General features: G+C 61.2%; 21 protein-coding genes and 1 pseudogene. 12 read left to right on the forward strand and 10 right to left on the reverse strand.

Annotation, left to right across the window (positions count from 1 at the left end):
* The first annotated feature begins 232 nt into the window (after positions 1-232).
* A complete protein-coding gene (locus tag ACVOLR_RS14360) occupies positions 233-1927 on the forward strand; it encodes a proline--tRNA ligase (RefSeq protein ID WP_481537025.1) in 1695 nt (564 codons plus the stop codon).
* Between the two features lie 175 nt (positions 1928-2102).
* Positions 2103-2480, forward strand: a pseudogene (locus ACVOLR_RS14365) (H-NS histone family protein); the annotation flags it as partial.
* A gap of 283 nt (positions 2481-2763) precedes the next feature.
* Here ACVOLR_RS14365 and ACVOLR_RS14370 read toward each other — a convergent pair.
* The gene (locus tag ACVOLR_RS14370) at positions 2764-4035 is read right to left on the reverse strand and encodes a threonine/serine exporter family protein (RefSeq protein ID WP_481537026.1); all 1272 of its coding nucleotides are present in this window, start codon (positions 4033-4035) and stop codon (positions 2764-2766) included.
* Positions 4036-4118: 83 nt separating this feature from the next.
* Between ACVOLR_RS14370 and ACVOLR_RS14375 the strand changes: the two genes are divergently transcribed.
* The 4 genes from ACVOLR_RS14375 to ACVOLR_RS14390 are packed head-to-tail and all read left to right on the forward strand — an operon-like array spanning position 4119 to position 7617.
* Positions 4119-5231, forward strand: a complete 1113-nt coding sequence (locus ACVOLR_RS14375; protein ID WP_481537027.1) for an ABC transporter permease — start codon at positions 4119-4121, stop codon at positions 5229-5231.
* A gap of 4 nt (positions 5232-5235) precedes the next feature.
* Positions 5236-6045 carry an ABC transporter ATP-binding protein gene (locus tag ACVOLR_RS14380; protein ID WP_481537028.1) on the forward strand — a complete coding sequence of 270 codons (810 nt, stop codon included), beginning with the start codon at positions 5236-5238 and terminating at the stop codon, positions 6043-6045.
* A gap of 1 nt (position 6046) precedes the next feature.
* Positions 6047-6973, forward strand: a complete 927-nt coding sequence (locus ACVOLR_RS14385) for an MlaD family protein (protein ID WP_481537029.1) — start codon at positions 6047-6049, stop codon at positions 6971-6973.
* A complete protein-coding gene (locus ACVOLR_RS14390) occupies positions 6970-7617 on the forward strand; it encodes an ABC-type transport auxiliary lipoprotein family protein (protein WP_481537030.1) in 648 nt (215 codons plus the stop codon). Before ACVOLR_RS14385 ends, ACVOLR_RS14390 begins: the two co-directional genes overlap by 4 nt.
* On the opposite strand, the gene ACVOLR_RS14395 is transcribed toward ACVOLR_RS14390, so the two are convergent.
* Entirely contained in the window at positions 7571-8200 is a 630-nt protein-coding gene (locus tag ACVOLR_RS14395) for an alpha-ketoglutarate-dependent dioxygenase AlkB family protein (protein WP_481537031.1), read from the reverse strand. The genes ACVOLR_RS14390 and ACVOLR_RS14395 overlap by 47 nt on opposite strands.
* A 68-nt stretch (positions 8201-8268) precedes the next feature.
* On the opposite strand from ACVOLR_RS14395, the gene ACVOLR_RS14400 reads away from it, so the two are divergent.
* On the forward strand, positions 8269-9552 hold the full coding sequence (locus ACVOLR_RS14400; protein ID WP_481537032.1) for a glycosyltransferase: 1284 nt from the start codon (positions 8269-8271) through the stop codon (positions 9550-9552).
* 41 nt (positions 9553-9593) lie between these two features.
* On the opposite strand, the gene ACVOLR_RS14405 is transcribed toward ACVOLR_RS14400, so the two are convergent.
* Together ACVOLR_RS14405 and ACVOLR_RS14410 are read right to left on the reverse strand one after the other, a co-directional pair.
* The gene (locus ACVOLR_RS14405) at positions 9594-10223 is read right to left on the reverse strand and encodes a CoA transferase subunit B (protein WP_481537033.1); all 630 of its coding nucleotides are present in this window, start codon (positions 10221-10223) and stop codon (positions 9594-9596) included.
* A gap of 1 nt (position 10224) precedes the next feature.
* Positions 10225-10956 carry a CoA transferase subunit A gene (locus tag ACVOLR_RS14410; protein WP_481537034.1) on the reverse strand — a complete coding sequence of 244 codons (732 nt, stop codon included), beginning with the start codon at positions 10954-10956 and terminating at the stop codon, positions 10225-10227.
* Positions 10957-11131: 175 nt separating this feature from the next.
* Between ACVOLR_RS14410 and ACVOLR_RS14415 the strand changes: the two genes are divergently transcribed.
* Both ACVOLR_RS14415 and ACVOLR_RS14420 read left to right on the forward strand, forming a co-directional pair.
* A complete protein-coding gene (locus tag ACVOLR_RS14415) occupies positions 11132-12478 on the forward strand; it encodes a phosphohexomutase domain-containing protein (protein WP_481537035.1) in 1347 nt (448 codons plus the stop codon).
* A gap of 8 nt (positions 12479-12486) precedes the next feature.
* The gene (locus ACVOLR_RS14420; RefSeq protein ID WP_481537036.1) at positions 12487-13890 is read left to right on the forward strand and encodes a mannose-1-phosphate guanylyltransferase/mannose-6-phosphate isomerase; all 1404 of its coding nucleotides are present in this window, start codon (positions 12487-12489) and stop codon (positions 13888-13890) included.
* A gap of 298 nt (positions 13891-14188) precedes the next feature.
* Here the strand turns inward: ACVOLR_RS14420 and rfbD are convergent, their stop codons facing one another.
* From rfbD to rfbB, 4 genes are read right to left on the reverse strand one after another with little or no spacing between them, the layout of a single operon-like run.
* The gene (gene rfbD / locus ACVOLR_RS14425; RefSeq protein ID WP_481537037.1) at positions 14189-15088 is read right to left on the reverse strand and encodes a dTDP-4-dehydrorhamnose reductase; all 900 of its coding nucleotides are present in this window, start codon (positions 15086-15088) and stop codon (positions 14189-14191) included.
* A complete protein-coding gene (gene rfbC, locus ACVOLR_RS14430) occupies positions 15085-15642 on the reverse strand; it encodes a dTDP-4-dehydrorhamnose 3,5-epimerase (protein WP_481537038.1) in 558 nt (185 codons plus the stop codon). The genes rfbD and rfbC overlap by 4 nt, the downstream gene beginning before the upstream one ends.
* Positions 15639-16526, reverse strand: coding sequence for a glucose-1-phosphate thymidylyltransferase RfbA (rfbA, locus tag ACVOLR_RS14435; RefSeq protein WP_481537039.1), 888 nt, complete (start codon positions 16524-16526; stop codon positions 15639-15641). The genes rfbC and rfbA overlap by 4 nt, the downstream gene beginning before the upstream one ends.
* A 51-nt stretch (positions 16527-16577) precedes the next feature.
* On the reverse strand, positions 16578-17633 hold the full coding sequence (gene rfbB / locus ACVOLR_RS14440) for a dTDP-glucose 4,6-dehydratase (RefSeq protein WP_481537040.1): 1056 nt from the start codon (positions 17631-17633) through the stop codon (positions 16578-16580).
* Positions 17634-17879: 246 nt separating this feature from the next.
* Here rfbB and ACVOLR_RS14445 point away from each other — a divergent pair, with 246 nt between their 5' ends.
* From ACVOLR_RS14445 to wecB, 3 genes are all read left to right on the forward strand, one after another.
* Entirely contained in the window at positions 17880-18626 is a 747-nt protein-coding gene (locus ACVOLR_RS14445) for an electron transfer flavoprotein subunit beta/FixA family protein (protein ID WP_481513749.1), read from the forward strand.
* The gene (locus ACVOLR_RS14450) at positions 18626-19561 is read left to right on the forward strand and encodes an electron transfer flavoprotein subunit alpha/FixB family protein (protein ID WP_481537041.1); all 936 of its coding nucleotides are present in this window, start codon (positions 18626-18628) and stop codon (positions 19559-19561) included. The genes ACVOLR_RS14445 and ACVOLR_RS14450 overlap by 1 nt, the downstream gene beginning before the upstream one ends.
* A 198-nt stretch (positions 19562-19759) precedes the next feature.
* Positions 19760-20893, forward strand: coding sequence for a non-hydrolyzing UDP-N-acetylglucosamine 2-epimerase (wecB, locus tag ACVOLR_RS14455; protein WP_481537042.1), 1134 nt, complete (start codon positions 19760-19762; stop codon positions 20891-20893).
* A gap of 211 nt (positions 20894-21104) precedes the next feature.
* Here the strand turns inward: wecB and ACVOLR_RS14460 are convergent, their stop codons facing one another.
* Complete coding sequence (locus ACVOLR_RS14460; RefSeq protein ID WP_481537043.1) at positions 21105-22877, reverse strand: heparinase II/III domain-containing protein; 1773 nt, start codon at positions 22875-22877, stop codon at positions 21105-21107.
* A gap of 40 nt (positions 22878-22917) precedes the next feature.
* Positions 22918-23397 carry a hypothetical protein gene (locus tag ACVOLR_RS14465; RefSeq protein ID WP_481537044.1) on the reverse strand — a complete coding sequence of 160 codons (480 nt, stop codon included), beginning with the start codon at positions 23395-23397 and terminating at the stop codon, positions 22918-22920.
* Between the last annotated feature and the right edge of the window lie 6 nt (positions 23398-23403).

The following is a 23403-nucleotide window of genomic DNA, read 5'->3' on the forward strand; positions in this document are numbered from 1 at the left end:
CGCCCGCCCCCCCCGGGCCGCCCACCCCCCCCCCCCCCCCCCCCCCCCCCCCGGCCCCCCCCCACCCACCCCCCCGCCCCCCGGCGGCCTTGCCCCCCAACACCCCGCCGCGCACCCCGGTTTTGCCTTTTGAGCTGGCCCTGCATAGCCCTACCCCGTTGGTGGCGGTGCGAGCGAGTGGGCTGCAAGGCTGGCAAAATAGGGGATCGTCCGTTTTGCGAAGCCCCCTGCCATGCGTCTTTCCCGCTTCCACCTGCACACCACCAAGGAAACCCCCGCCGACGCCGAGCTGGTCAGCCACCGGCTGATGCTGCGTGCGGGCATGATCCGCAAGCTGGCATCGGGCCTGTACACCTGGTCGCCGCTGGGCCTGCGGGTGCTGCGCAAGGTGGAAACCATCGTCCGCGAGGAAATGAACCGCGCCGGTGCGGTGGAACTGCAGCTGCCGACCATCCAGCCCAAGGAACTGTGGGAAGAAACCGGCCGCTGGCAGAAATTCGGCGGCCAGCTGCTGAAGATCAAGGACCGCAAGGAGCAGGAGTACTGCTACAGCCCCACCGCCGAGGAAGCCATTACCGACTTCGCGCGCCAGGAACTGTCCAGTTACAAGCAGCTGCCGGTCAATTTCTACCAAGTGCAGACCAAGTTCCGTGACGAAATCCGTCCGCGCTTCGGCGTCATGCGCGCGCGCGAATTTCTGATGAAGGATGCCTATTCCTTCCACCTGGACGACGCCAGCCTGGTCGCCGAATACGAAAACATGAAGGCCGCCTACACCCGCATCTTCACCCGCCTGGGCCTGGAGTTCCGCGCGGTGCAGGCCGATTCCGGTGCGATCGGCGGTGACGCCTCGCAGGAATTCCACGTCATCGCCGATTCCGGCGAAGACGCGTTGGTATTCTCCACCGGCTCGGATTACGCGGCCAACGTGGAAGCGGCGATTGCCGCTGATCCGGCAGCGCGCGGCGCCGCCAGCGAAGAACTGCGCAGGATCGATACCCCCACCCAGAAGACCTGCGAAGACGTGGCCGCGCTGATGGGCATCGCCCTGCTGCGTACGGTCAAGTCGATTGCGGTAGTGACCACCGAGAATGAATTCGTGCTGGCCCTGGTCCGTGGCGACCACGAAGTCAACGAAATCAAACTGGCCAAGGTGGCTGGCCTCAATGATTACCGCATGGCCAGCGAGGCCGAGATTGCCGATTATCTGGGCAGCGAGCCGGGTTTCCTCGGCCCCTTGAACCCGCGCAAGACCATCCGTGTTGTCGCTGACCGCGAAGTAGCGGCAATGGCCGATTTCGTCGTCGGTGCCAATGAGAAAGGTCTGCATATTGCCGGGGTCAACTGGGGCCGCGACCTGGCCGAGCCGGAAGTGGCCGATATCCGCAACGTCGTGGCCGGCGATCGGGCCCAGGACGGCGGCGAATTGAAGATTACCCGCGGCATCGAAGTTGGCCACGTATTCCAGTTGGGTCGCCAATATGCGCAGGCACTGAAGGCAACCGTGCTGGACCAGAACGGCAAGGCCGCGGTGATGGCGATGGGTTGCTATGGCATTGGCGTATCGCGCATTGTCGCTGCCGCCATCGAGCAGAACCACGACGACGCCGGCATTATCTGGCCGGTCAGCATGGCCCCGTGGCAGGCGGTGGTGTGCATGATCAATCCGAAGCAGGACCCGACGGTTACCGCAGCAGCCGAAGCGCTGCTGGCCGAGCTGCAGGCCGCCGGAGTGGATGCCGCACTGGACGACCGCGGCCTGCGCCCGGGCCAGATGTTTGCCGATATGGAATTGATCGGCATCCCGCACCGCATCGTGGTATCCGAGCGTGGGCTGGCTGCAGGCACCGTGGAATACCGCGCACGCAGCGCCAGCGAAGCGGAAAATCTGGACCAGGCCACGGTGATCAGCAAGATCGTCGGCTGAGCCTAATCACCGAGGAAAACTGCTTATAACGCCGGGACATAGTCCCGGTGTTTTCATTTGCAGATAACATCGAAAACGCTATTAATCTGTCATTACCGTAACCAGCCCGGTATGCTTTGCTGCGCTGCCACGGAATGGCATACACCCCCAACCCATTATCCGGAGTAGTTATTCGATGAGTATTGATCTGTCCCAGCTGTCGGCCAAAGAACTGGCCGTTCTGATCCGCGACGCCCAGAAGCGCAAGACCGTTGTAGCCAAGCGCCAGCCGATTGCCAAGGCCCGCGCCCTGGTTGCCGCCGCCGCCAAGAAGGCTGGTTATACCGTCGAAGAGTTGTTCGGCACCGGCGCTGCCGTTGCAGTGAAGGCCCCGCGTGGCGCCAAGGCCAGCAAGGGTGCAGCCAAGACCGGCCGCAAGCTGCCCAAGGTTGAGCCGAAGTACCGCAACCCGGCCAATGCCGCTGAAACCTGGACCGGCCGTGGCAAGCAGCCGCGCTGGCTGGCCGAATACACCAAGGCGGGCCGCAAAGTTGAAGATTTCCTGATCCAGAAGTAATAACTCTGGAATCTGGGTTACAAAACGCCGGCAGTTTGCCGGCGTTTTCTTATTGCAATCTCTGTAATCACAGTAATTATAAATTCTTTCCAGTCGGCACCTGCAGCTTGATGCGGAATCGTGGTGGCCCGGGTAAGCGCAATCCCGCGGAAAGCACCATCCGATTGGCCTTGCTGGCTAACCTCGAATAGTCCCGGGTGCGCTGCCCACAGGCGGCTGTAATCAAGCACTCAACCTCAAGGCAACGTTTCGCGGCCGCCCTTGGTAGCAGCCGCAGCAGTTACAGGTTCTTGCGCGCCGGCACCAGCAGATTGCCGAACAGCAGACCCGCCACCAGCGCCATCACCACATTGACCACGGTCAACAGCGCCGATTCGCCGGCACTCACATTCTGCTGCTGGATCAGGCTCAATACCCCACGCAGGCTGGTGCTGCCGGGCACCAGCATGATGATGCCGGGCAAACGGATGATCGCACCGGGGCGCTGCACGATGCGTCCAAACAGATTGCCAGCGGCAGTCACCGCCATCGCGGCGAGAAAGATGCCGGCCGGCGCGCCCCACTGCTGCCCGCCGTAGCGGGAAATCGCATAACCGGCCACCGAGGCAGCCATTACCCAGACGTAATCGCGCCTGCTGGCGCGGAACAGCATGGCAAAAGCGAACGAGGCCACCAGCACCGAGCCCCATTCCACCCAGTTGGACTGCGGCCGCGAGGCGCGGATGATCGGTTCCAGACCGATGGAATTGGCGATGGTCACCGCGATCATAGCGCCCACCGTGAGTTTCATGATGGTGGTCAGGGCGCCGGCAAAGCGCGCCGTGCCCGATACCCAATGCCCGCTGGCCAGTTCATTGACCGAGTTGGTCAGGGCCATACCCGGCAGCAGCACCACCAGCGAGGCGATGATGGTGGAGTTCATGTTCAGCGGCCCGATGAAGCTGGCTACCAGCACCGCCACAAAACCCGCCAGCAAGGCCGCCAAGGCTTCGCCGGCTTCGCGGGTGGCGACGCGGCGGTCGGTGTAGAACAGCATCAGGCCGATCAGCAGACCGGTAATGCCGGCGGTGGCGATATCCAGCCACGGCAGCCGCCACAAACCGGCCACGCCGGCCGAGCCCAGGGTAAACGAAGCCAGCAACTGGATCTTGCTGCGCAGGCCACCATCCTTGTCGAGCTGGCGCAGCGCGGTATGCCCCTGCGCGATCGACATCTGCCCGGCAGACACGGCATCGGCGATCTGGTCGGCCATCGCCAACTTGTGCAGATTGGTGTCGCCCGGCCCCAGCCGGATCACACGGGTGATGTCGCTGGAACCGATGGCGCGGGTCGGGTCGCTGAAACTCAGGATCAAACCGGTCGGGTTCGACCATGGCTCGCAATCCAGATCCAGCTGCTGCGCCAAGGCCACCACCGCCGCCTCCAGCCGCTGGGCGGTTGTGCCATAACTGTGCAGACGCCCAGCCATCTCCGAAACGAAGGCCACACGTTGCGCATAGGTAGCGCGATTGGAAGCAGTGGCCGGGGCGGCGGCAAGGGTTTCGGCAGACATGGCCGCTAGTATCACCTGAAGCGGAGGAAATACTCATCCGGCTTGAAGGGCTGGCGGGTTATTCTCCGTAGCCAATGGTCACCATGAAAGACATTCCCCCTCCCCACTGCGTACTTCCCCCCGATGCGGATGGCCTGCTCAGGCTTTCCGGCAACTGGACGTTGGCCACCGCGCTGCGCTCGGGCGAGGTACTGCATGCCCAGACCGGGGCGGTAACCGGCATCGATGCGCGCAATATCGACCGGCTGGATTCGGCCGGGGTACTACTGTTGCTGCGCTACGCGCACAAGCTGGGGCTGCCGGATGATGCGCTGCAGTTCCGAGCCGATCATCAGGCGCTGGTCTGCACCATCGAGGAAGTCGCCGACGAGCGGCCCAAGCCGCAACGCGATTTCGGCGTGGCAGCAGCACTGGATCGACTCGGTCGCTCGGTGCACGCCATCGCCGACAACGTGGTGGTGTTGGTCAACTTCCTCGGAGAGAACCTGGCCAAGATGGCGCGACTGCTGCGCCAACCGCGGCGCTTCCGGCTTACTGCCGCGGTAAACCAGATGGAAGAGGTTGGCCTGAACGCCGTGCCGCTGGTTGCGCTGCTGTCGTATCTGGTGGGCGCGGTGATCGCCTTCCTCGGCTCCACCATCCTGCGCGACTTCGGCGCGGAGATTTATGTGGTGGAGCTGGTCTCGATCGCCTTCCTGCGCGAGTTCGCGGTGCTGCTCACTGCAATCGTGCTGGCCGGCCGCACCGCCAGCGCGTTTACCGCGCAGATCGGGGCAATGAAGGCGCGCGAGGAAATCGACGCCATCCAGACCTTGGGATTAGACCCGATTGATCTACTGGTGCTGCCACGCGTGGTCGCGCTGTTGATCATGCTGCCGCTGCTGACCTTCGTGGCGATGATCGCCGGCCTGGCCGGCGGCGTTACCGTCGGCGCCTTCGATCTGGGCATCCCGCCGCAGATGTATCTGGCACGCATGCACGACACCATCGAGGTGCGGCACATGCTGGTTGGGCTATCCAAGGCGCCGGTGTTCGCGCTGATCATCGCGCTGATCGGCTGTCTGGAAGGCTTGAAGGTGGAAGGCACGGCACAATCCGTTGGCGAACGCACCACATCCAGCGTGGTACAGACGATTTCGCTGGTCATCATCCTCGACGCGCTGGCCGCGTTGTGGTTCATGCATATGGGCTGGTGAGGCGATGAGCACGATTGAAAACGCCAACATCGACGACGCCAATCTGGCCATCCGCGTACGCGGCTTGGTCAATCGCTTTGGCAGCCAGACCGTGCACGACGGTCTGGATCTGGACGTACGCCGTGGCGAGATCCTCGGCGTGGTCGGCGGCTCGGGCACCGGCAAATCGGTATTGATGCGCTCCATCCTCGGCCTGCGCACGCCCGATGCCGGGCAGATCGAAGTGCTGGGCGTGGATGCGCGCTCAAGCAACCCCGCCGACCGTCTGCGCATCGAACGCAACACCGGCGTGCTGTTCCAGGATGGCGCGCTGTTCTCCTCGTTGACGGTCGGCGAGAACGTGCAGGTGCCGCTGAAGGAGCACCACCCCGAACTCAGCGAGCGCTGGCACTACGAGTTGGCCTTGCTGAAAGTGAAGCTGGCCGGCCTGCCCGCCGACGCCATCAACAAACTGCCCTCGCAGCTCTCCGGCGGCATGCGCAAACGCGCCGGTCTTGCCCGTGCACTGGCCTTGGACCCGCCCCTGCTGTTCCTGGACGAACCCACCGCCGGCCTCGACCCGATTGGTGCGGCCGCATTCGACCGCCTGATCAAAACCCTGCAGGAAGCCTTGGGCCTGACCGTGTTCCTGATCACCCACGATCTGGACACGCTCTACGCCATCTGCGACCGCGTCGCGGTGCTGGCCGACAACAAGGTCATCGCCAACGCACCCTTGCCCGAGATTGAACAACTCGACCATCCGTGGATACGCGAGTACTTCCACGGCCCCCGCGCCCGCGCTGCGCGCGGCCTCCAGCACGAGCCCGCTTGATATGGAAACCAAAGCCAACTACGTCCTGATCGGTGCCTTCACCCTGCTCATCGGCGTTGCCCTGCTCGCCTTTGGACTATGGGCGGCCAAATACTCTTCCGACCGCACCTGGCAGGAATACCAGGTGGTGTTCACCGAGGCGGTGACCGGTTTGTCGGTGGGCAGCCCGGTGCAATACAACGGCATCGCGGTAGGCTCGATCACCGAGCTGACCCTGGCCCCGGATGACCCGCGCAAAGTGGTAGCCAAACTGCGGCTCAACTCCACCACCCCGGTCAAGACCGATACCCGCGCCAAGCTGGCCATCACCAGCCTGACCGGGCCATCGATCATCCAGCTCAGCGGCGGTACGCCGCAGGCCGCTGCGCTCACTGCAGTGAGCAAGGAGCCGGTACCGACCATCGCCACCATGCCATCGGCCTTGCAGAACATCACCGACGTGGCCAACCGCGTGGTCGAACGCATGGACGAGCTGCTCAGCGACGACAACGTCAGCAAGATCACCGCCACCCTGGCCCATCTGGAAACCATCAGCGGCGGCTTGGCTGATCGCGACCAGGGCACCCAGGCCTTGCTGGTGGAAGCCCGCGATGCCGCGCGCAACCTCAACGTCACCTTGGGTTCGGCCAATGGCGCCATAAAGAATCTGGACGAGAACGTACTGCGGCAGCTGCCAGCGACGATGGACAAGCTTGATACCAGTCTGGCCAAGCTCGATTCGGCTGCAGGTAATGCAGACGCCATCCTTGGTGAGAACCGTGCGGCGATCAATAGTTTTGCCAATGACGGCTTGGCCCAGCTCGGCCCGACCCTGACCGAATTGCGCGGCCTGATCCGCGATCTGCGCCGGGTCAGTGACCGGCTGGAGAACAACCCGGCGCGCTACCTGCTCGGTCGCGACGCCCCGAAGGAGTTCGAACCCAAATGAAGCACACCTCCCTGATCAAACTGCTGGCCCCGGCCTGCCTGCTGATGCTGGCGGGCTGTTCGGTATTGGCCGGCGGTGACCGCCAGTCCACCACTATTTATGCACCTCAAGTAAGGGTGCAGGCCGACCCGGCGTGGCCGCAGGTCAACTGGCAGCTGGCCATCGCCAAGCCCAGCGCCGCCCGCCTGATCGACAGCCCGCGCATCAATGTGCGGCCGACGCCGGGCGAACTGGAGGTCTACCGTGGCGCCACCTGGTCGCAGCCAGCCACCGACATCCTGGAAGACACCTTGCTGCGCGGCTTCGAGGACTCGGGAAAGATCGACGCCGTTGCGCGCATCGCCACCGGCATCCGCTCGGATTACAAGCTGACCACCGACCTGCGCCGCTTCGAATCGGACTACCGCGGCGGCGAGCTACCGGCAGCCACCATCGAACTCAATGCCAAACTGATCCACAGCCTGGACCAGCGCGTGGTCGCAGCACGCACCTTCGTCATTGCTGAACCGGCCGCCAGTGCTGAGATCAGCAGCGTCGCCGCCGCCTTCGAAACCGCATTGAACAAGACCACCACCGATCTGATCGGCTGGACCCTGCTCAGCGGCCAACGCGACGCGGCACAGCTGCGATCTGGCGGAAAGTGAGATTGATGCGCTCGCCCGACACCCGCGCGGTCTTGGGCAGCGCATGCTGATAGTCGCGCTGGCAGTTCCCGCGCATCAGCAGCAGATCACCGTGACCGAGCAGGTATTCGAGCTTCTGCGCAGGATCATCCCGACGGCGCAGTAGAAAGCGCCGCGGTGCCCCAAGGCTCAGCGAGGCAATCAACGGCGCCGCACCCAGTTCAGGCTCGTCATCACTATGCCAGCCCATGCTGTCACCGCCATCACGGTAACGGTTGAGCAGTACGCTGTTGAAGCTGCCATCACATGCCTGCTGCAGCTGCTCGCGCAGCGCCAGAACAGACGGCACCCACGGATGAGGAAGGAAATCCGCGCCCGAATAGCGGTAACGCGCATCGGCGTCGCCCATCCAGCAACTCAGCCGCGGCGAATCCAACCAGCGCCCAAACATGCGAATGCGGTGGATTTCCCATGGCACCTGCGCATGCAGAATGGGCATCAACGCATCGGCTCGGGCCCTTGCCAACCATGCCGGCAGGTGCTGCACCACCGTTGCTCCTGGCTCATCCACGGCAGGAACGCAGGCTCCGGTTTGCTCGATCATGCCGCTGCCCTCAGAATCAGCCGTTGCACGCAGGTTCCTGCTGCCGTGCGTTCATCAACGATAGTGCCATGACCTCCCCTCTGCATCGCCACATTGTCCTGCAACGCTGGCGCCTGTCACGCAACATCGCACTGGCCACGGGCCTGCTGCGCAGCATTTTCACCCGTGGCGTAGGCGGCACCCTCCTGTCCATCCGCCGCCGTGTGCAGCCCGTGGCGGATGCCGCGCTAGCCGGGCCGACGACGGCGCCCACCCGCACGGGAAAACTGCTGCTGTTCATCGATGCCGCCACTCCAACCCCCAGCCGCGACTCGGGCTCGGTACGCGCTCTGGCACTGCTGCGGCTCTGCCGCGAACTGGGCTGGTCAGTGGCGTTCATGCCAGACAACAACCAGCTGACAAGCGAGTCGGCAGCGCTACTGGAAACGCTGGGCGTCGAATTGGTCGGCACACCCGGCCAGCCGCGCCTGGATCGCTGGCTGCAGCACAACGGCAATCAGGTGAATGCGGTGTTCCTGTGCAGACATCACGTGGCTCGTCGCCATCTGCCACTACTGCGAGCATTCACTGCCGCGCCGATCATCTTCGACACGGTCGACCTGCACCACGTGCGCCTGCAACGCGCCGCTGAGCTTCAAAACGATCAGGCATTGCTTCGCATCGCCGAGCAAGTGCGGAGCGAAGAGTTCGCCTTGATCGCGGCCAGCGATGCCACCACCGTGGTGAGCCACGCTGAGCTGGACTATCTGCGCGCCAATGGCGTGGACACACCCGTGTCCGTGCTATCCAACGTGCACGACGTAGCCGTTGCCGAACGCAACTTCGCCGACACCTCCGGACTGTTGTTTGTCGGCGGCTACCAACATCACCCGAACCAGGAAGCCATTGCCTGGTTGCTGACCGACATCATGCCGCTGCTACGGCAGCAGCTGCCGGGCGTGGTATTGCATCTGGTCGGCGAAATTCCGCCACTGGAAGCGCAACGTCTGCGCGCCGACGATGTGGTCGTGCACGGCCATGTACCCGCTGTCGAACCCTTCCTGCAACACAGCCGCATCAACCTCGCACCGTTGCGCAGCGGCGCCGGGGTCAAGGGCAAGATCAACCAAGCCATGAGCCACGGCCTGCCAGTAGTGGCTACCGGTATCGCCGCCGAAGGCATGTTCCTGCGCCACGATGACAATGCCTTGATTGCCGACAACGCCGAAGACTATGCGGCGCAGGTGGCACGGCTCTATCAGGACGCAGCGCTGTGGCAACGTCTGTCTGCCAATGGCTACCGCAACATCGAAGATCACTTCTCATCTGCACTGGCGCGCGAAACGCTGCAGACGCTACTACCCGCACACTGACGATTGGCGGTCAGTACCGCCAATCGTCTCATCCGCTCGACTCAGCGCTGGAACGGCACGCCGGTCTTTTCTTTCAACTCGTCATCACTGACACCCGGCGCGGCTTCCACCAACACCAGACCATCAGCGGTCACATCGAAGATCGCCAGGTCGGTGATGATGCGGTCGACCACGGCCACACCGGTCAGCGGCAGGGTGCAGTCGGGCAGGATCTTGTGCTCGCCATTCTTGGCGGTGTGCTCCATCAGCACCACCACGCGCTGCACGCCGGCGACCAGGTCCATCGCGCCGCCCATGCCCTTGACCATCTTGCCTGGCACCATCCAATTGGCCAGATCACCCTTGTCGGTGACCTGCATCGCGCCAAGGATAGCCAGATTGATGTGGCCACCACGGATCATCGCGAACGAATCATGGCTGCCGAAGTAGCTGGCGCCAGCGCGTGCGGTGACGGTCTGCTTGCCGGCGTTGATCAGGTCGGCATCCACTTCGGCTTCGGTCGGGAACGGGCCGATGCCGAGCAGGCCGTTTTCGGACTGCAGCCATACATCCACACCATCGGGAATGTGATTGGCCACCAAGGTCGGCAGGCCGATGCCAAGGTTCACATAGGCACCATCGGTCAGCTCGCGCGCGGCGCGCTGTGCCATTTCGTCACGGGTCCAGGCCATTTCAGTTCCCCTCCTGACGCACGGTGCGCTGTTCAATGCGCTTTTCCGGCGTTGCGTTCAATACGATACGATCGACGTAGATGCCCGGCAGATGGACATGATCCGGATCGATGGCGCCCACTGCGACGATTTCTTCCACTTCGACCACGCAGACCTTGCCGGCCATTGCGCAGGCCGGGTTGAAGTTGCGCGCGGTCTTGCGGAAAAGCAGGTTGCCGGCTTCGTCGGCCTTCCATGCCTTGACCAGCGACACGTCGGCCTTGAGCGCGGTTTCCAGCACATAGTGCTTGCCGTCGATCTCGCGGGTTTCCTTGCCTTCGGCGACGATGGTGCCGTAGCCGGTAGCGGTGAAGAACGCGGGGATGCCAGCCCCACCAGCACGCAGGCGTTCGGCCAGAGTGCCTTGCGGGTTGAATTCCAGCTCCAATTCACCGGCCAGGTACTGGCGCTCGAATTCCTTGTTCTCGCCCACGTAGGACGAAATCATCTTCTTGATCTGGCGGGTTTCCAGCAGCTGACCCAGGCCGAAGCCATCGACACCGGCGTTGTTGGAAATGGCGGTCAGGCCCTTGACTCCGCTGTCGCGCAGCGCGGCAATCAGTGCCTCGGGGATGCCACACAGGCCAAAACCACCTACGGCAAGGGTTTGCCCATCGGCCACGATGCCGGCCAGGGCCTCGGCGGCGCTGGCAAAAACCTTGCCACGTTGCCGGGTCGGGGAGAGATCGCTCATCGCATCACACTCACAGTGCTGAAGATCCCCATATTCTAGCCATACCGCAGGGGCAACCCCCTTGGACCTTCGGCCAGCCTGTTTTGCACACGTTGGGACTTCCATCCAGCGTGCAGACAGCCTGCGCACGCGTAGCGGACTAAACTAGGTGATCTTTCACCAGCAGGATGCATGCATGCCCCTCCCCGCGTTCAAGGCCTACGACATCCGCGGCCGCGTGCCTGAAGAGCTCAACGAAGACATGGCGCGCAAGATCGGCAAGGCCCTGGCTGCCGAACTCGGCGCCGGCCCGGTGGTGTTGGGCCACGACGTGCGCCTGACCAGCCCTGCGCTGCAGGATGCGCTGGCTGCCGGCTTGCGTGGGGAAGGTCGGGAAGTCATCGATATCGGCTTGTGCGGCACCGAGGAGGTCTATTTCCAGACCGGCCACCTGCAGGCAGCCGGCGGGGTGATGGTCACCGCCAGCCACAACCCGATGGACTACAACGGCATGAAGCTGGTGCGCGAACAAGCGCGTCCTATCAGTTCGGATACCGGCCTGTTCACCATTTCCGACGCGGTGGCTGCCGATGCGTCACAGCCGCAGCCGGCACGTGCGGGCCAGACCGCCCAGCATGACAAGACGGCTTACATCCAGCACCTGCTCAGCTATATCGACGCCAGCCAGCTCAAGCCACTGAAGCTGGTGGTCAACGCCGGCAACGGTGGTGCCGGTGCCATTGTCGACCTGCTGGCACCGCATCTGCCGCTGGAGTTCGTGCGTATCTGCCACGAACCCGATGGCAGTTTCCCGAACGGCATCCCCAATCCGCTGTTGCCGGAGAACCGCGAAGCCACCGCCAACGCCGTCCGCGAGCATGCTGCTGACTTCGGCATCGCCTGGGATGGCGACTTCGACCGTTGCTTCTTCTTCGACCACAATGGCCGCTTCATCGAGGGCTATTACCTGGTTGGGCTATTGGCCCAGGCCATCCTTGCCCGCAATCCCGGCGGCAAGATCATCCACGACCCGCGCCTGACCTGGAACACGGTCGAAATGGTGGAAGCTGCCGGCGGTGTGCCGGTGCTGTGCAAGAGCGGCCATGCCTTCATCAAGGAGAAGATGCGCGCCGAGAACGCCGTCTACGGTGGCGAGATGAGCGCACACCACTACTTCCGTGAGTTCGCTTATGCCGATTCGGGAATGATCCCGTGGCTGTTGATTGCCGCACAGGTCTCCAGCAGCGGCTTGTCGCTGGCCGAGCTGGTCGAAGACCGCATGGCGCGCTTCCCGTGCAGCGGCGAAATCAACTTCAAGGTTGCCGACGCCAAGGCTGCCGTTGCGCGGGTGATGGCGCATTTCGCCGCGCAAGCGCCAGCACTTGATCACACCGATGGCATCAGCGCCGACTTTGGCAGCTGGCGCTTCAATCTGCGCAGCTCCAACACCGAGCCGTTGCTGCGATTGAACGTTGAAACCCGAGGTGACGCGGCTTTGTTGGCTGAGCGCACCGCCGAAATTTCCACCTTGATCACCGCCTGAGAACCTTCATGAGCCAGATCCTGCCCGTCATTCTTTCCGGTGGTTCCGGCACGCGCCTGTGGCCGCTGTCGCGCGAAGCCTATCCCAAGCAGTTCCTGCAGCTGGCCGGCGAGCACAGCATGCTGCAATCCACGTGGTTGCGGGTAGCCGATGTCGCCACGCAGGCGCCGCTGGTGGTGGCCAACGAAGCCCACCGCTTCGTCGCCGCCGAGCAGCTGCAGCAGGTAGGGACCACGCCATCGGCGATTCTGCTGGAGCCGGTTGGCCGCAATACCGCACCGGCCATTGCCGCTGCCGCGCTGGAGGCCTGCCGCGACGGCGCCGACCCGTTGCTGCTCGTGCTGCCCTCAGACCACCTGATCCGCGATGTTGCCCACTTCCACCGCGCGATTCTGGAAGCCGCCGACATCGCCGAGCAGGGCAAGCTGGTCACCTTCGGCATTCAGCCGACCGCACCGGAAACCGGCTACGGTTATATCAAGGCCGTCGCCGGTGAAGGCGCACGCGCCATCGAGCGCTTCGTCGAGAAGCCCGACCTGGCAACCGCACAGGACTATGTCGCCTCCGGGGAGTACTACTGGAACAGCGGCATGTTCCTGTTCCGCGCCTCACGCTACCTGCAGGAGCTGGAACGCCTGCAGCCGCAGATTCTCGCTGCCTGCCGCACCTCGTGGGAAAAGGCACGACGTGATGCCGACTTCATCCGCCTGGATGCAGAGGCGTTCAAGACCAGCCCATCCGATTCCATCGACTATGCGGTGATGGAAAAGACCGCTGATGCAGCTGTGGTTCCACTGGACGCAGGCTGGAGCGATGTCGGCTCCTGGACCGCCTTGCGCGATGTGTCCAAGCAGGATGCCAACGGCAACGCACATCGCGGCGATGTCATTGCCATCGACTGCCATGACACCTTCGCTTATGGCGAGCGCCTGATCGCGATGGTCGGCCTGGACGATGTGATCGTGGTCGAGACCGACGACGCGGTATTGGTTGGCAAGTCCGACCGCATGCAGGAAGTGAAGGACGTGGTGGCGCGCCTTAAGGCGGATGGCCGCAGCGAGGCCACCTGGCATCGCAAGGTCTATCGCCCGTGGGGTGCCTATGACTCCATCGATCACGGCGAACGTTTCCAGGTCAAGCGCATCACCGTCAAACCCGGCGGCACCTTGAGCCTGCAGATGCACCACCACCGCGCCGAACACTGGATCGTGGTCAGCGGCACTGCAGAAGTCACTCGCGGCGATGAAGTGCTGTTGCTGGCCGAAAACCAGAGCACCTATATCCCGCTCGGCGTCACCCACCGTCTGCGCAACCCCGGCAAACTGCCGTTGGAGTTGATCGAGGTGCAGTCGGGCAGCTATCTGGGTGAGGACGATATCGTGCGTTTCGAGGATACCTACGGGCGCGCCTGAGGCCGGCAACGGGCTGCAAACATAACCCCGTGCCAAACGGGCGGTGCACGAGCTTGGTACTTATCTGTGGGAGCGGCGTCAGCCGCGAAGCTGGCGTTGCTTGAACCTCTGGCAATAGTGTCATCTGATGATCAGCGAGCTTCGCGGCTGACGCCGCTCCCACAAAAAGCCGATGCCAGAGCTCTGGCATCGGTTTCGGGGTGATTCAAATGCTTGACTGAACAGAATTGCGAGAGAACCCGGGGGTTGTCTTGCCAGCACTGCATCAGCAGCGCACCGCCAGACCCGAAACCGCGCATCACGCTTTTGCGATCTCGCCCATTACCTGCCGCAAGCCCTGCTGCCAGGCGGGCAGATTGATGCCGAAGTCCCGCTGCACTTTGTGGTTATCCAGTACCGACCAGGCCGGTCGCTTCGCCGGTGTCGGATACTCCGCACTCATGATCGCCTGCACGGCTGGCACCCTTGCCAGCACCCCCATCGCCAGCGCCTCAGCGAAGATCGCTTCGGCGAAACCATGCCAGCTGGTCTGCCCGGATGCGGTCAGATGCCAGGTCCCGGACAACTGACCTGGATGCTGCAGGGCCAGTGCGGTGACATCAGCGATCAGCGCCGCCGAGGTTGGCGTGCCCATCTGGTCTGCCACCACCCGCAGTTCGTCACGCTCGGCACCCACGCGCAGCATGGTGCGCAGGAAGTTGCTGCCGTGCGATGCATACACCCAGGCGGTGCGGAAGATCAGATGGCGACCACCTGCGGCGCGCACCGCATCTTCGCCATCGCGCTTGCTGGCGCCATAGACGCCCAACGGTGCGGTTGCATCCTCCTCGGCATATGGCGCTTTGCCCTGACCGTTGAACACGTAATCAGTGGAGTAATGCACCATCGGCACACCATTGGCCGCACACCATCGAGCGATGATTCCAGGCGCATGCGCATTGGTCCGGAACGCGGCCTCCGGTTCCTGCTCGGCTTTGTCCACCGCTGTGTAGGCCGCCGCATTGATCACCACCGAAGGCTGCAGCCGATCCAACAACGCCGGCAGACTATCGGGCGCATCGAAATCCGCGACCTCGCAAAAACTGCCGTCGGCCAGTTGGCCGCTGCGCGTGGCGGCCACAATCGGACCGAGTGGAGCCAGCGCGCGCAACAACTCCCGCCCAAGCTGCCCGGTCCCGCCAAGAACCAGCAAGCTCACGGCAGGTAAACCGGCAGGCGGTCTTCCGCAATGTCCTTCAGGAACGGCGCGCGCTCATCCTTGGCGGACAAGGTCGGGCCGCTGATCGGCCAATCCACGCCGATGTCGGCATCGTTCCAACAAACCCCAGCGTCGAACTCTTTCAGATAGACCTCGGTACACAGATAGCTGAACACCGCACGTTCGGACAGCACCGCAAAGCCATGCGCGAAGCCTTCCGGAATCCAGAACTGACGTTTGTTTTCAGCACTGAGAATGACAGCCTCCCACTTACCGAAGGTCGGCGAACCACGGCGGATATCCACCGCCACGTCATACACCTCGCCTTCCAGCACACTGACCAGCTTGCCCTGCGGACGCGGCCACTGATAGTGCAACCCGCGCAGCACGCCCTTGCTTGAAGCAGACACATTGCTCTGCACGAACCTGTCAGGCAGACCAAGCGCCTTGAAACGTTCGGCATTCCAGGTTTCAAAGAAAAAGCCACGCTCATCGCCAAACACCACCGGCTCGATCACTACACAGCCGGGCATGGCGGTTTGAATTACTTTCACGGAACAATTCCTCGTTGGACCAGCTTCTGCAGATACTGGCCGTAGCCATTCTTGGACAGGGGCGCGGCCAATGCCAGAAGCTGCTCAGCGGTAATCCAACCCTGGCCAAACGCAATTTCCTCTGGGCAACAGACCTGCAGGCCCTGTCGGGTCTGGATGGTCTCGATGAAGTTCGAGGCTTCCAGCAGTGACTTGTGTGTACCGGTATCCAGCCACGCGTAGCCACGACCAAGCGGCTCCAGCTGCAACGCACCCTCATCCAGATAGCGTTTGTTGAGATCGGTGATCTCCAGCTCACCGCGCGGTGATGGCCTCAGCTCGGCAGCATAGTCACTGGCGTTGCCATCATAGAAATACAGGCCGGTCACCGCATAGTTGGAACGCGGCTCGATTGGCTTTTCCACCAGACCAATGACTTTGCCGTCCTTGTTGAACTCGGCCACACCGTAACGTTCCGGATCGTTCACCCAATAGCCGAACACCGTCGCCCCGGTATCGCGTGCATCCGCGCGCCTGAGCACCTCGCTCAGACCTGTGCCATGGAAAATATTGTCACCAAGCACCAGACAACTGGGCTTGCCGCCGACGAAATCACGGCCGATCAGGTACGCCTGCGCCAGGCCATCAGGGCTCGGCTGCACCGCGTACTGGATGTCCATTCCCCACTGCGAACCATCGCCCAGCAATTGCTGGAACAGTATTTGTTCGTGTGGCGTGTTGATGATCAACACCTCACGGATACCGGCCAGCATCAACACGCTGAGCGAGTAGTAGATCATTGGCTTGTCGTAGACCGGCAGCAACTGCTTGCTGACGCCCTGGGTGATCGGATAGAGCCGCGTACCAGAGCCGCCAGCCAGAATGATGCCTTTACGTTGCGTCATGGTTGTTCCCTTGTTGGCCCGCACATACGTGCGGACGCTTGCTCGTCGATATCAGGCGTCGGTGCCGATGCGCTGCAGGCGGTAGCTGCCGTCCAGCACGCCATTCACCCATTGCTGGTTATCCAGGTACCAGTCCACGGTGAAGCCGATGCCCTGCTCGAAGCTGTGCTTCGGCTCCCAGCCCAGTTCATCCTTCAGCTTGGACGCATCGATTGCATAACGCCGATCATGGCCGGGGCGATCGGTGACATAGGTGATCTGCTCTGTACGCGACCTGCCATCCGCACGCGGGCGGCGCGCATCCAGCAACGCGCAGATCGCCTGCACCACTTCAATGTTCTGCTTCTCGGAATTGCCGCCGACGTTATAGGTCTGGCCAACCCTGCCCTTGGCTAATACGGTGCGGATCGCTTCGCAATGATCAGCAACAAACAACCAATCACGCACCTGCTTGCCATCGCCATAAACCGGCAACGACTCCCCGGCCAGCGCCTTGGCGATGACCAGCGGAATGAGCTTCTCCGGGAAGTGATAGGGGCCGTAGTTGTTCGAGCAATTGGTGGTCAGTACCGGCAGACCATAGGTGTGGTGGAAAGCACGCACCAGATGATCGGAGGCCGCCTTGGAGGCCGAGTACGGGGAGTTCGGCGCATACGGCGTGGTCTCGGTGAATTTGCCGGTCTCGCCGAGCGTACCGTAAACCTCATCGGTGGACACATGCAGCAAGCGGAATGCATCTGCCTTTTCGGCCGGCAGTGCCTTCCAGTAGTCACGGACCGCCTCGAGCAAGCCAAGCGTTCCAACCACATTGGTCTGGATGAACGCACCCGGGCCGTCGATCGAGCGATCCACATGGCTCTCCGCGGCGAAGTTCAGGACTGCATCAGGGCGGTGCTCGGCCAACAGGCTTGCCACCAGCCCACGGTCACCAATATCGCCATGCACGAACAGGTGATTCGGGTTGCCTTCCAGGCTGTCCAGCGTCTTCAGATTGCCGGCATAGGTCAACGCATCCAGATTGATGATGCGGATACCCTTTGCTACCGCTTCCAAGACAAAATTGCCGCCGATAAAGCCGGCGCCGCCGGTCACAAGCCATGTGTTCACGCGATGAGTCTCCCATTGTGTACGTCTGCTGGGGGCAAACAATCCGAACAAGGATATAACGCACCCTGTTGCCAGACCTGCACCGTTGACAACGGAAGCCAATAACGCACAATTTGTCCGGACATTTAAATTAGACCCGTCACCCACCATACGCGTTCGCACGGACCTACCAACCCGGCTAGAATCGAGAAAATTTGTCCCCGGCCCTCGCCGGCCCCCATCAGCAACCGAAGGACCCCGCAGCACATGAAGATCCTCGTCGCGTACAAGCGCGTGGTGGACTACAACGTCCGCATTCAAGTCAAGCCGGATGGTTCCGGCGTGGTCACCGATGGCGTCAAGCTCTCGCCGAACCCGTTCGATGAAATCGCCCTGGAAGAAGCCCTGCGCCTGCGCGACAAGGGCATCGCCACGGAAGTGATCGTGGCCACCATCGCCCCGGCCGACGCCCAGGCACATCTGCGCAACGGCCTGGCCATGGGCGCCAACCGCGCCATCCACGTGGTCACCGACCAGGCCATCCAACCGCTGACCGCCGCACGCACCCTGCTCAAGCTGGTGGAAAAAGAACAGCCGGACCTGGTCATCCTCGGCAAGCAGGCTATCGACGACGATGCCAACCAGACCGGGCAGATGCTGGCCACGCTATGGGCGCGCCCGCAGGCCACCTTCGCCTCCAAGGTCGAGATCGCCGACGGCAAGGCCACGGTCACCCGTGAAGTCGACGCCGGCCTGGAAACGCTGGAAGTCGACCTGCCGGCGGTAATCACCACCGACCTGCGCCTGAACGAGCCGCGCTTCATCAAGCTTCCGGACATCATGAAGGCCAAGGCCAAGCCGCTGGAAACCCTGCAGCTGGCCGACCTCGGCGTCGAGGCCGCAGATACGTTCAAGACCACCCAGTACGCCGCGCCGTCCAAGCGCAGCAAGGGTGTGATGGTGAAGGATGCTGCCGAACTGGTAGCCGCACTCAAGCAGAAGGGGTTGTTGTAATGGCCAAGATTCTCGTCATCGCCGAACACCTGGACGGCAAGCTCAACAGCGCCGTCGCCAAGACCGTGTCGGCAGCTACCGCCGTGGGCGGCGACATCGATGTACTGGTGCTGGCCGCCGACCCGACCGCCATCGCCGCCGAAGCCGCGCAGATTGCCGGCGTCAGCAAGGTTCTGACCATTGCCAATCCGGCCAATGAACACACGCTGGCACAGGTACAAGCGCCGCAGATCGCCAAGGCCGCTGCCGGCTACAGCCATGTGTTCGGCCCGTCGACCACCACTGGCAAGGATGTAATGCCGGCCGTGGCCGCCCTGCTTGGCGTCAACCAGGTCTCGGACCTGATGTCGGTGGAAGGTTCCCATACCTTCAAGCGTCCGATCTACGCCGGCAACGCCATCATCACCGTCGAAGCCCCGGCCGATCAGGTGGTCGTGGCGACCGTGCGCGCCGCGTCCTGGCAGGAAGCTGCCAAGGGCAACAACGCGCCGGTCGAAGCGATCAGCGTTGATGCCGCGCTGCCGGGCCACACCCGTTTCATCGGCCTGGCTGCCGGCAAGAGCGACCGTCCGGACCTGCAGAGCGCCAAGCGCGTTGTCTCCGGCGGCCGCGGTGTTGGCTCGGAAGAGAACTTCAAGGTGATCTATGCGCTGGCCGACAAGCTCGGTGCCGGCGTCGGCGCCTCGCGCGCCGCAGTGGACGCAGGCTATGTACCCAGCGACATGCAGGTCGGCCAGACCGGCAAGATCATCGCCCCGGAGCTGTATATCGCCGTGGGCATCTCAGGCGCCATCCAGCACCTGACTGGCATCAAGGACGCCGGCACCATCGTCGCCATCAACAAGGACGGCGATGCGCCGATCTTCGAGATTGCCGATATTGGCCTGGTGGGCGACCTGTTCACCTTGCTACCTGAATTGGAAGCGGCGCTGTAATAAGCCACGCACCGCTACATACAGCAGCTAAACGGCCTCTTACGAGGCCGTTTTTTATTCTCAACCATACCCACGACTGGTCGGGAAAACAAAAAGGCAGGCAGAGTAGAATGCTGAAGCCACAAACAGCGTGCTACAGCCCGCCAGTCGCTCATTCAGTCCTGACTGGTCAAGCGCAAACAAGGAGTTCACAGCAACATGACGCTTCGCAAAAAGGTAATGGTGGTTTTCGGCACCCGCCCGGAAGCCATCAAAATGGCCCCTTTGGTAACCGCGCTGAAGCAGCGCCCTGAACTGGAAACCATCGTTGCCGTTACCGCGCAACATCGCCAGATGCTGGATCAGGTACTGGAGCTGTTCGAGATCACTCCCGACGAGGATCTCAACGTCATGCAACCCGGCCAGACCCTATCGGGCCTGACCTCGCGAATCGTGCAAGGCATGGAGGAAGTGATTGCCAAGCACAAGCCGGACATCGTTCTCGTACACGGCGATACCACCACAACCTTCGCCACGTCACTGGCCGCGTTCTACCAGCGCACAGCGATTGGGCATGTGGAAGCTGGGCTGCGCACGGGTAATCTCTACTCGCCATGGCCGGAAGAAGCCAACCGCAAGCTGACCGGCGTGCTAGCCAATCTGCATTTCGCGCCAACACAGAAATCTGCTGACAACCTCCGCGTCGAAAACGTCAATCCTGACACCATCCACGTTACCGGCAACACGGTAATCGATGCGCTTCTTGCTGTCGTCGACAGGATCAAGACCAATCCTGAACTTGAAGCAGAGTTGGCTGCGCGCTTCCCGTTCCTGGATGCGTCCAAGCGCCTGGTCCTGGTAACCGGCCACCGTCGGGAAAATTTCGGCGACGGTTTCGAGCAGATCTGCCATGCACTGAAGAACATCGCAGCACGCGGCGACACCCAGGTCGTATACCCGGTGCATCTCAATCCGAATGTACAGGAACCCGTGAAGCGGATTCTGGGGGACCAAACTGCAGTTCATCTCATCGACCCGCAGGACTATCTGCCTTTTGTCTATCTGATGAGCCGCTCGCATATCATTCTTACGGACTCCGGCGGCATCCAGGAAGAAGCTCCATCACTGGGCAAACCGGTTCTGGTCATGCGCGATACTACGGAACGACCTGAGGCAGTTGATGCTGGAACGGTCAAATTGGTTGGCACAAGCTCAGACAATATCGTAGAACAGATCAGTCGTCTTCTGGACGACTCCGACGCATACACGCTCATGGCGCACGCACACAACCCTTATGGCGATGGAAATGCATCCGATCTGATTTCGAGCATATTGGTGACGCAACGCCTATAGCTTTCTGCAGGCAGAGCCCAACAAGAAACTGGAGAAATGGAAAGCCCGGCGCTTCTGCCCCGGGCTTTTCCTTTGGCGAGGTCCTTGCCGAATCAAAAACAGCCAGACCAAACCGGTCATTTCAACTAGATGGCGGCCAATTCCCACGCGTTTCACGACAGTACATCAACAACAAGATCTCTCGAATGATGTGGATTTGAAACCCCGACCATCAAGCCTTAATTATCTCAAGCGAAGCACCAATGACCACCTTGCCTGCCCCAGACAACTCCACACATACCACTGTAACGGGTTCGAGCTTTCCATAAGTAGGGGACCATATCCCCATTGCGCCATCCGCTGCGGATGCCAGTGAAACCCGGACCATGCAATCGCCACTGAAGCTGGCACGCATGCTGTTGCCCGTTTTTGACAGAACCGTGAAGCCGCTTTCCGTTACATCGACATCGTGAACTGAAGGAATATGCCAGAACTGAAGATAGGAACCTTGATCAGGCGATTCCGCTATGCAACTGTCGAAAACCTCAAGTCGCAAATCTCCAGCGTAAGACAACTTCCGTTCGACTTCGAAACCAGGAAACATCCTGGTCCGCCCAATCACGTAAGCATTCTCGTCTTCCAGGCAACTATCCACCAACGAAGAAATCCCCCCGTTCGCCGGCTTGCGCAACGCGGAAACACCTACAGGCATCAGTAGGTTATGGGCTGGGGCTGAGCGCATGTACTCCCGCTCCGGCACTCCATGATCATGAATATAGAGCCCGCCATCAACCAACCAGTCTTCACCAAGCGCATTCAGTACAAAGGAAGTGTCATCGTCCTGTCGGTGATAGCGACTCAAAAAACCGCACTTGAACACAATATGTGGACGTTCGCGCGGAGAAAATTTCGCAGGATTCCCCCTGAAAACCATGTAACCGGAATGCGGGAAAACTGCGTGCCATGCCGCAAAATCCACCCCTTCTTCGCCGCAACTCATAGCATGGAGAAGTTCCGGCCAGCCTTCGAATCCTAAAAGCCATGTCAAATTATTACGCACCGGCGCGATCTCACTGTCCCCGATAGCGGGCAGGCATCCATCTGGTCGCAATATGTATGCCAGAAACTTAAGCGCGGGTGGAATAAAACCATTCAGATCCGCGATAGGCGGATTCCCACCCAACGCGCGAATCGCGGAATTAACCTGAAGAACACTGGACAAGATAACAGGATGATATGCGGGGCTATTCTCGATATGAACACTTTCTTTGGAGAAAGAGCCTGCGACTTCGAAGCGCAAGCGTTCAAGAGCAAGGCCTTCCAAATCTCCTACGGCGTCAAACTTCGGGAACGTCAAAGCGGAAAGATACAGCTGAAACGCCTGATCCAAGCCGTGATTGGTACCTTTCGAATAGAACGAATCTTCACCCAGAACGAGTTGATGTCTGACAGAAAGCAACAACAACAATCTCAACAATGAAAGAGATCCAATCGAATTCCGAACCAAATAAATATAAATCTGACTGAGAACCCCCAGACGAATCGCCGTGGAGTGATCGTTCCAGCTCATAGGGGAAGCTGGAGGATCGACCAAATTCTGATCTGCCCAATCGCAAACAAACTTCTCGACAAGATCCAGCGCCTGCAAATTACCTGACTCGGCGTGCAAACGTACAAGATGTTTCAAGAAATCAAGCGAATGAAGTTGCCAGCCAAAATTATTCTCCCCTGCTGCCGTTGACCAGTCGCCAGGGACTGTAAGAACCACACTGCCCTTGTTTCGGAACACGATTTCTCCCGACTCAAGCAGGAGAGCTCCTTGCTCTGCGTTGCCCGCAGCAATCCATGCATCAGCCAGTCGCAATAGGTGCTCGGGAAACGACTTCTGGCCATTGATCAAACCCAACTCATAGTCGGAAATATAAGCCAGACGCACATCACGAATACCACAGCGTAGCGAGTCAATCGAACGATCCGGAGCTTCGATTTTCTTTTTCCAGTTCATACATATACCTCAAAAAACGAAGCTCCGGCACTAACCTAAATCAGTTCTTCCACTCGAAATAAACAGTACCAACGCCTTCCGGAGTAGTCTTGCTGCGTGCACCCATAGGTGCAACGTTCACGAGAACGTCCGCGAACTTGTCATTTGCGTAGTGATTTACCCATGCACCGTTAGCTGAATCCTCGCTCACCAATTTAAAACCCGACGCAATCATTTTCGCCTTGACGTCTTGGTGCGCATTTTCAACCGAAACACCCCAGAACTCGAGAGCAATGAAATTCTTCCCACCATTCTCAGCATTCGCATCTCCACGATTGCGGAGTGAATACTCAAAGCTAGGCGTATAAACGCCGACAACCGGCGATTCAATCAGTTTCGGAACGAAAGCGACCGCGTCTTTGCTGGCTTGCGCAGCAGCTGGCTGCGGAACAGCAGCATTCTCGGCAGGAGGAGCAACCATATCGCAGCCAGAAACGGCTGCGACGCCAACCAATACCAGCCCAAGAACAACCTTCTTCATAAAAAT

The sequence above is a fragment of the Stenotrophomonas sp. STEN030 genome (assembly GCF_056759995.1).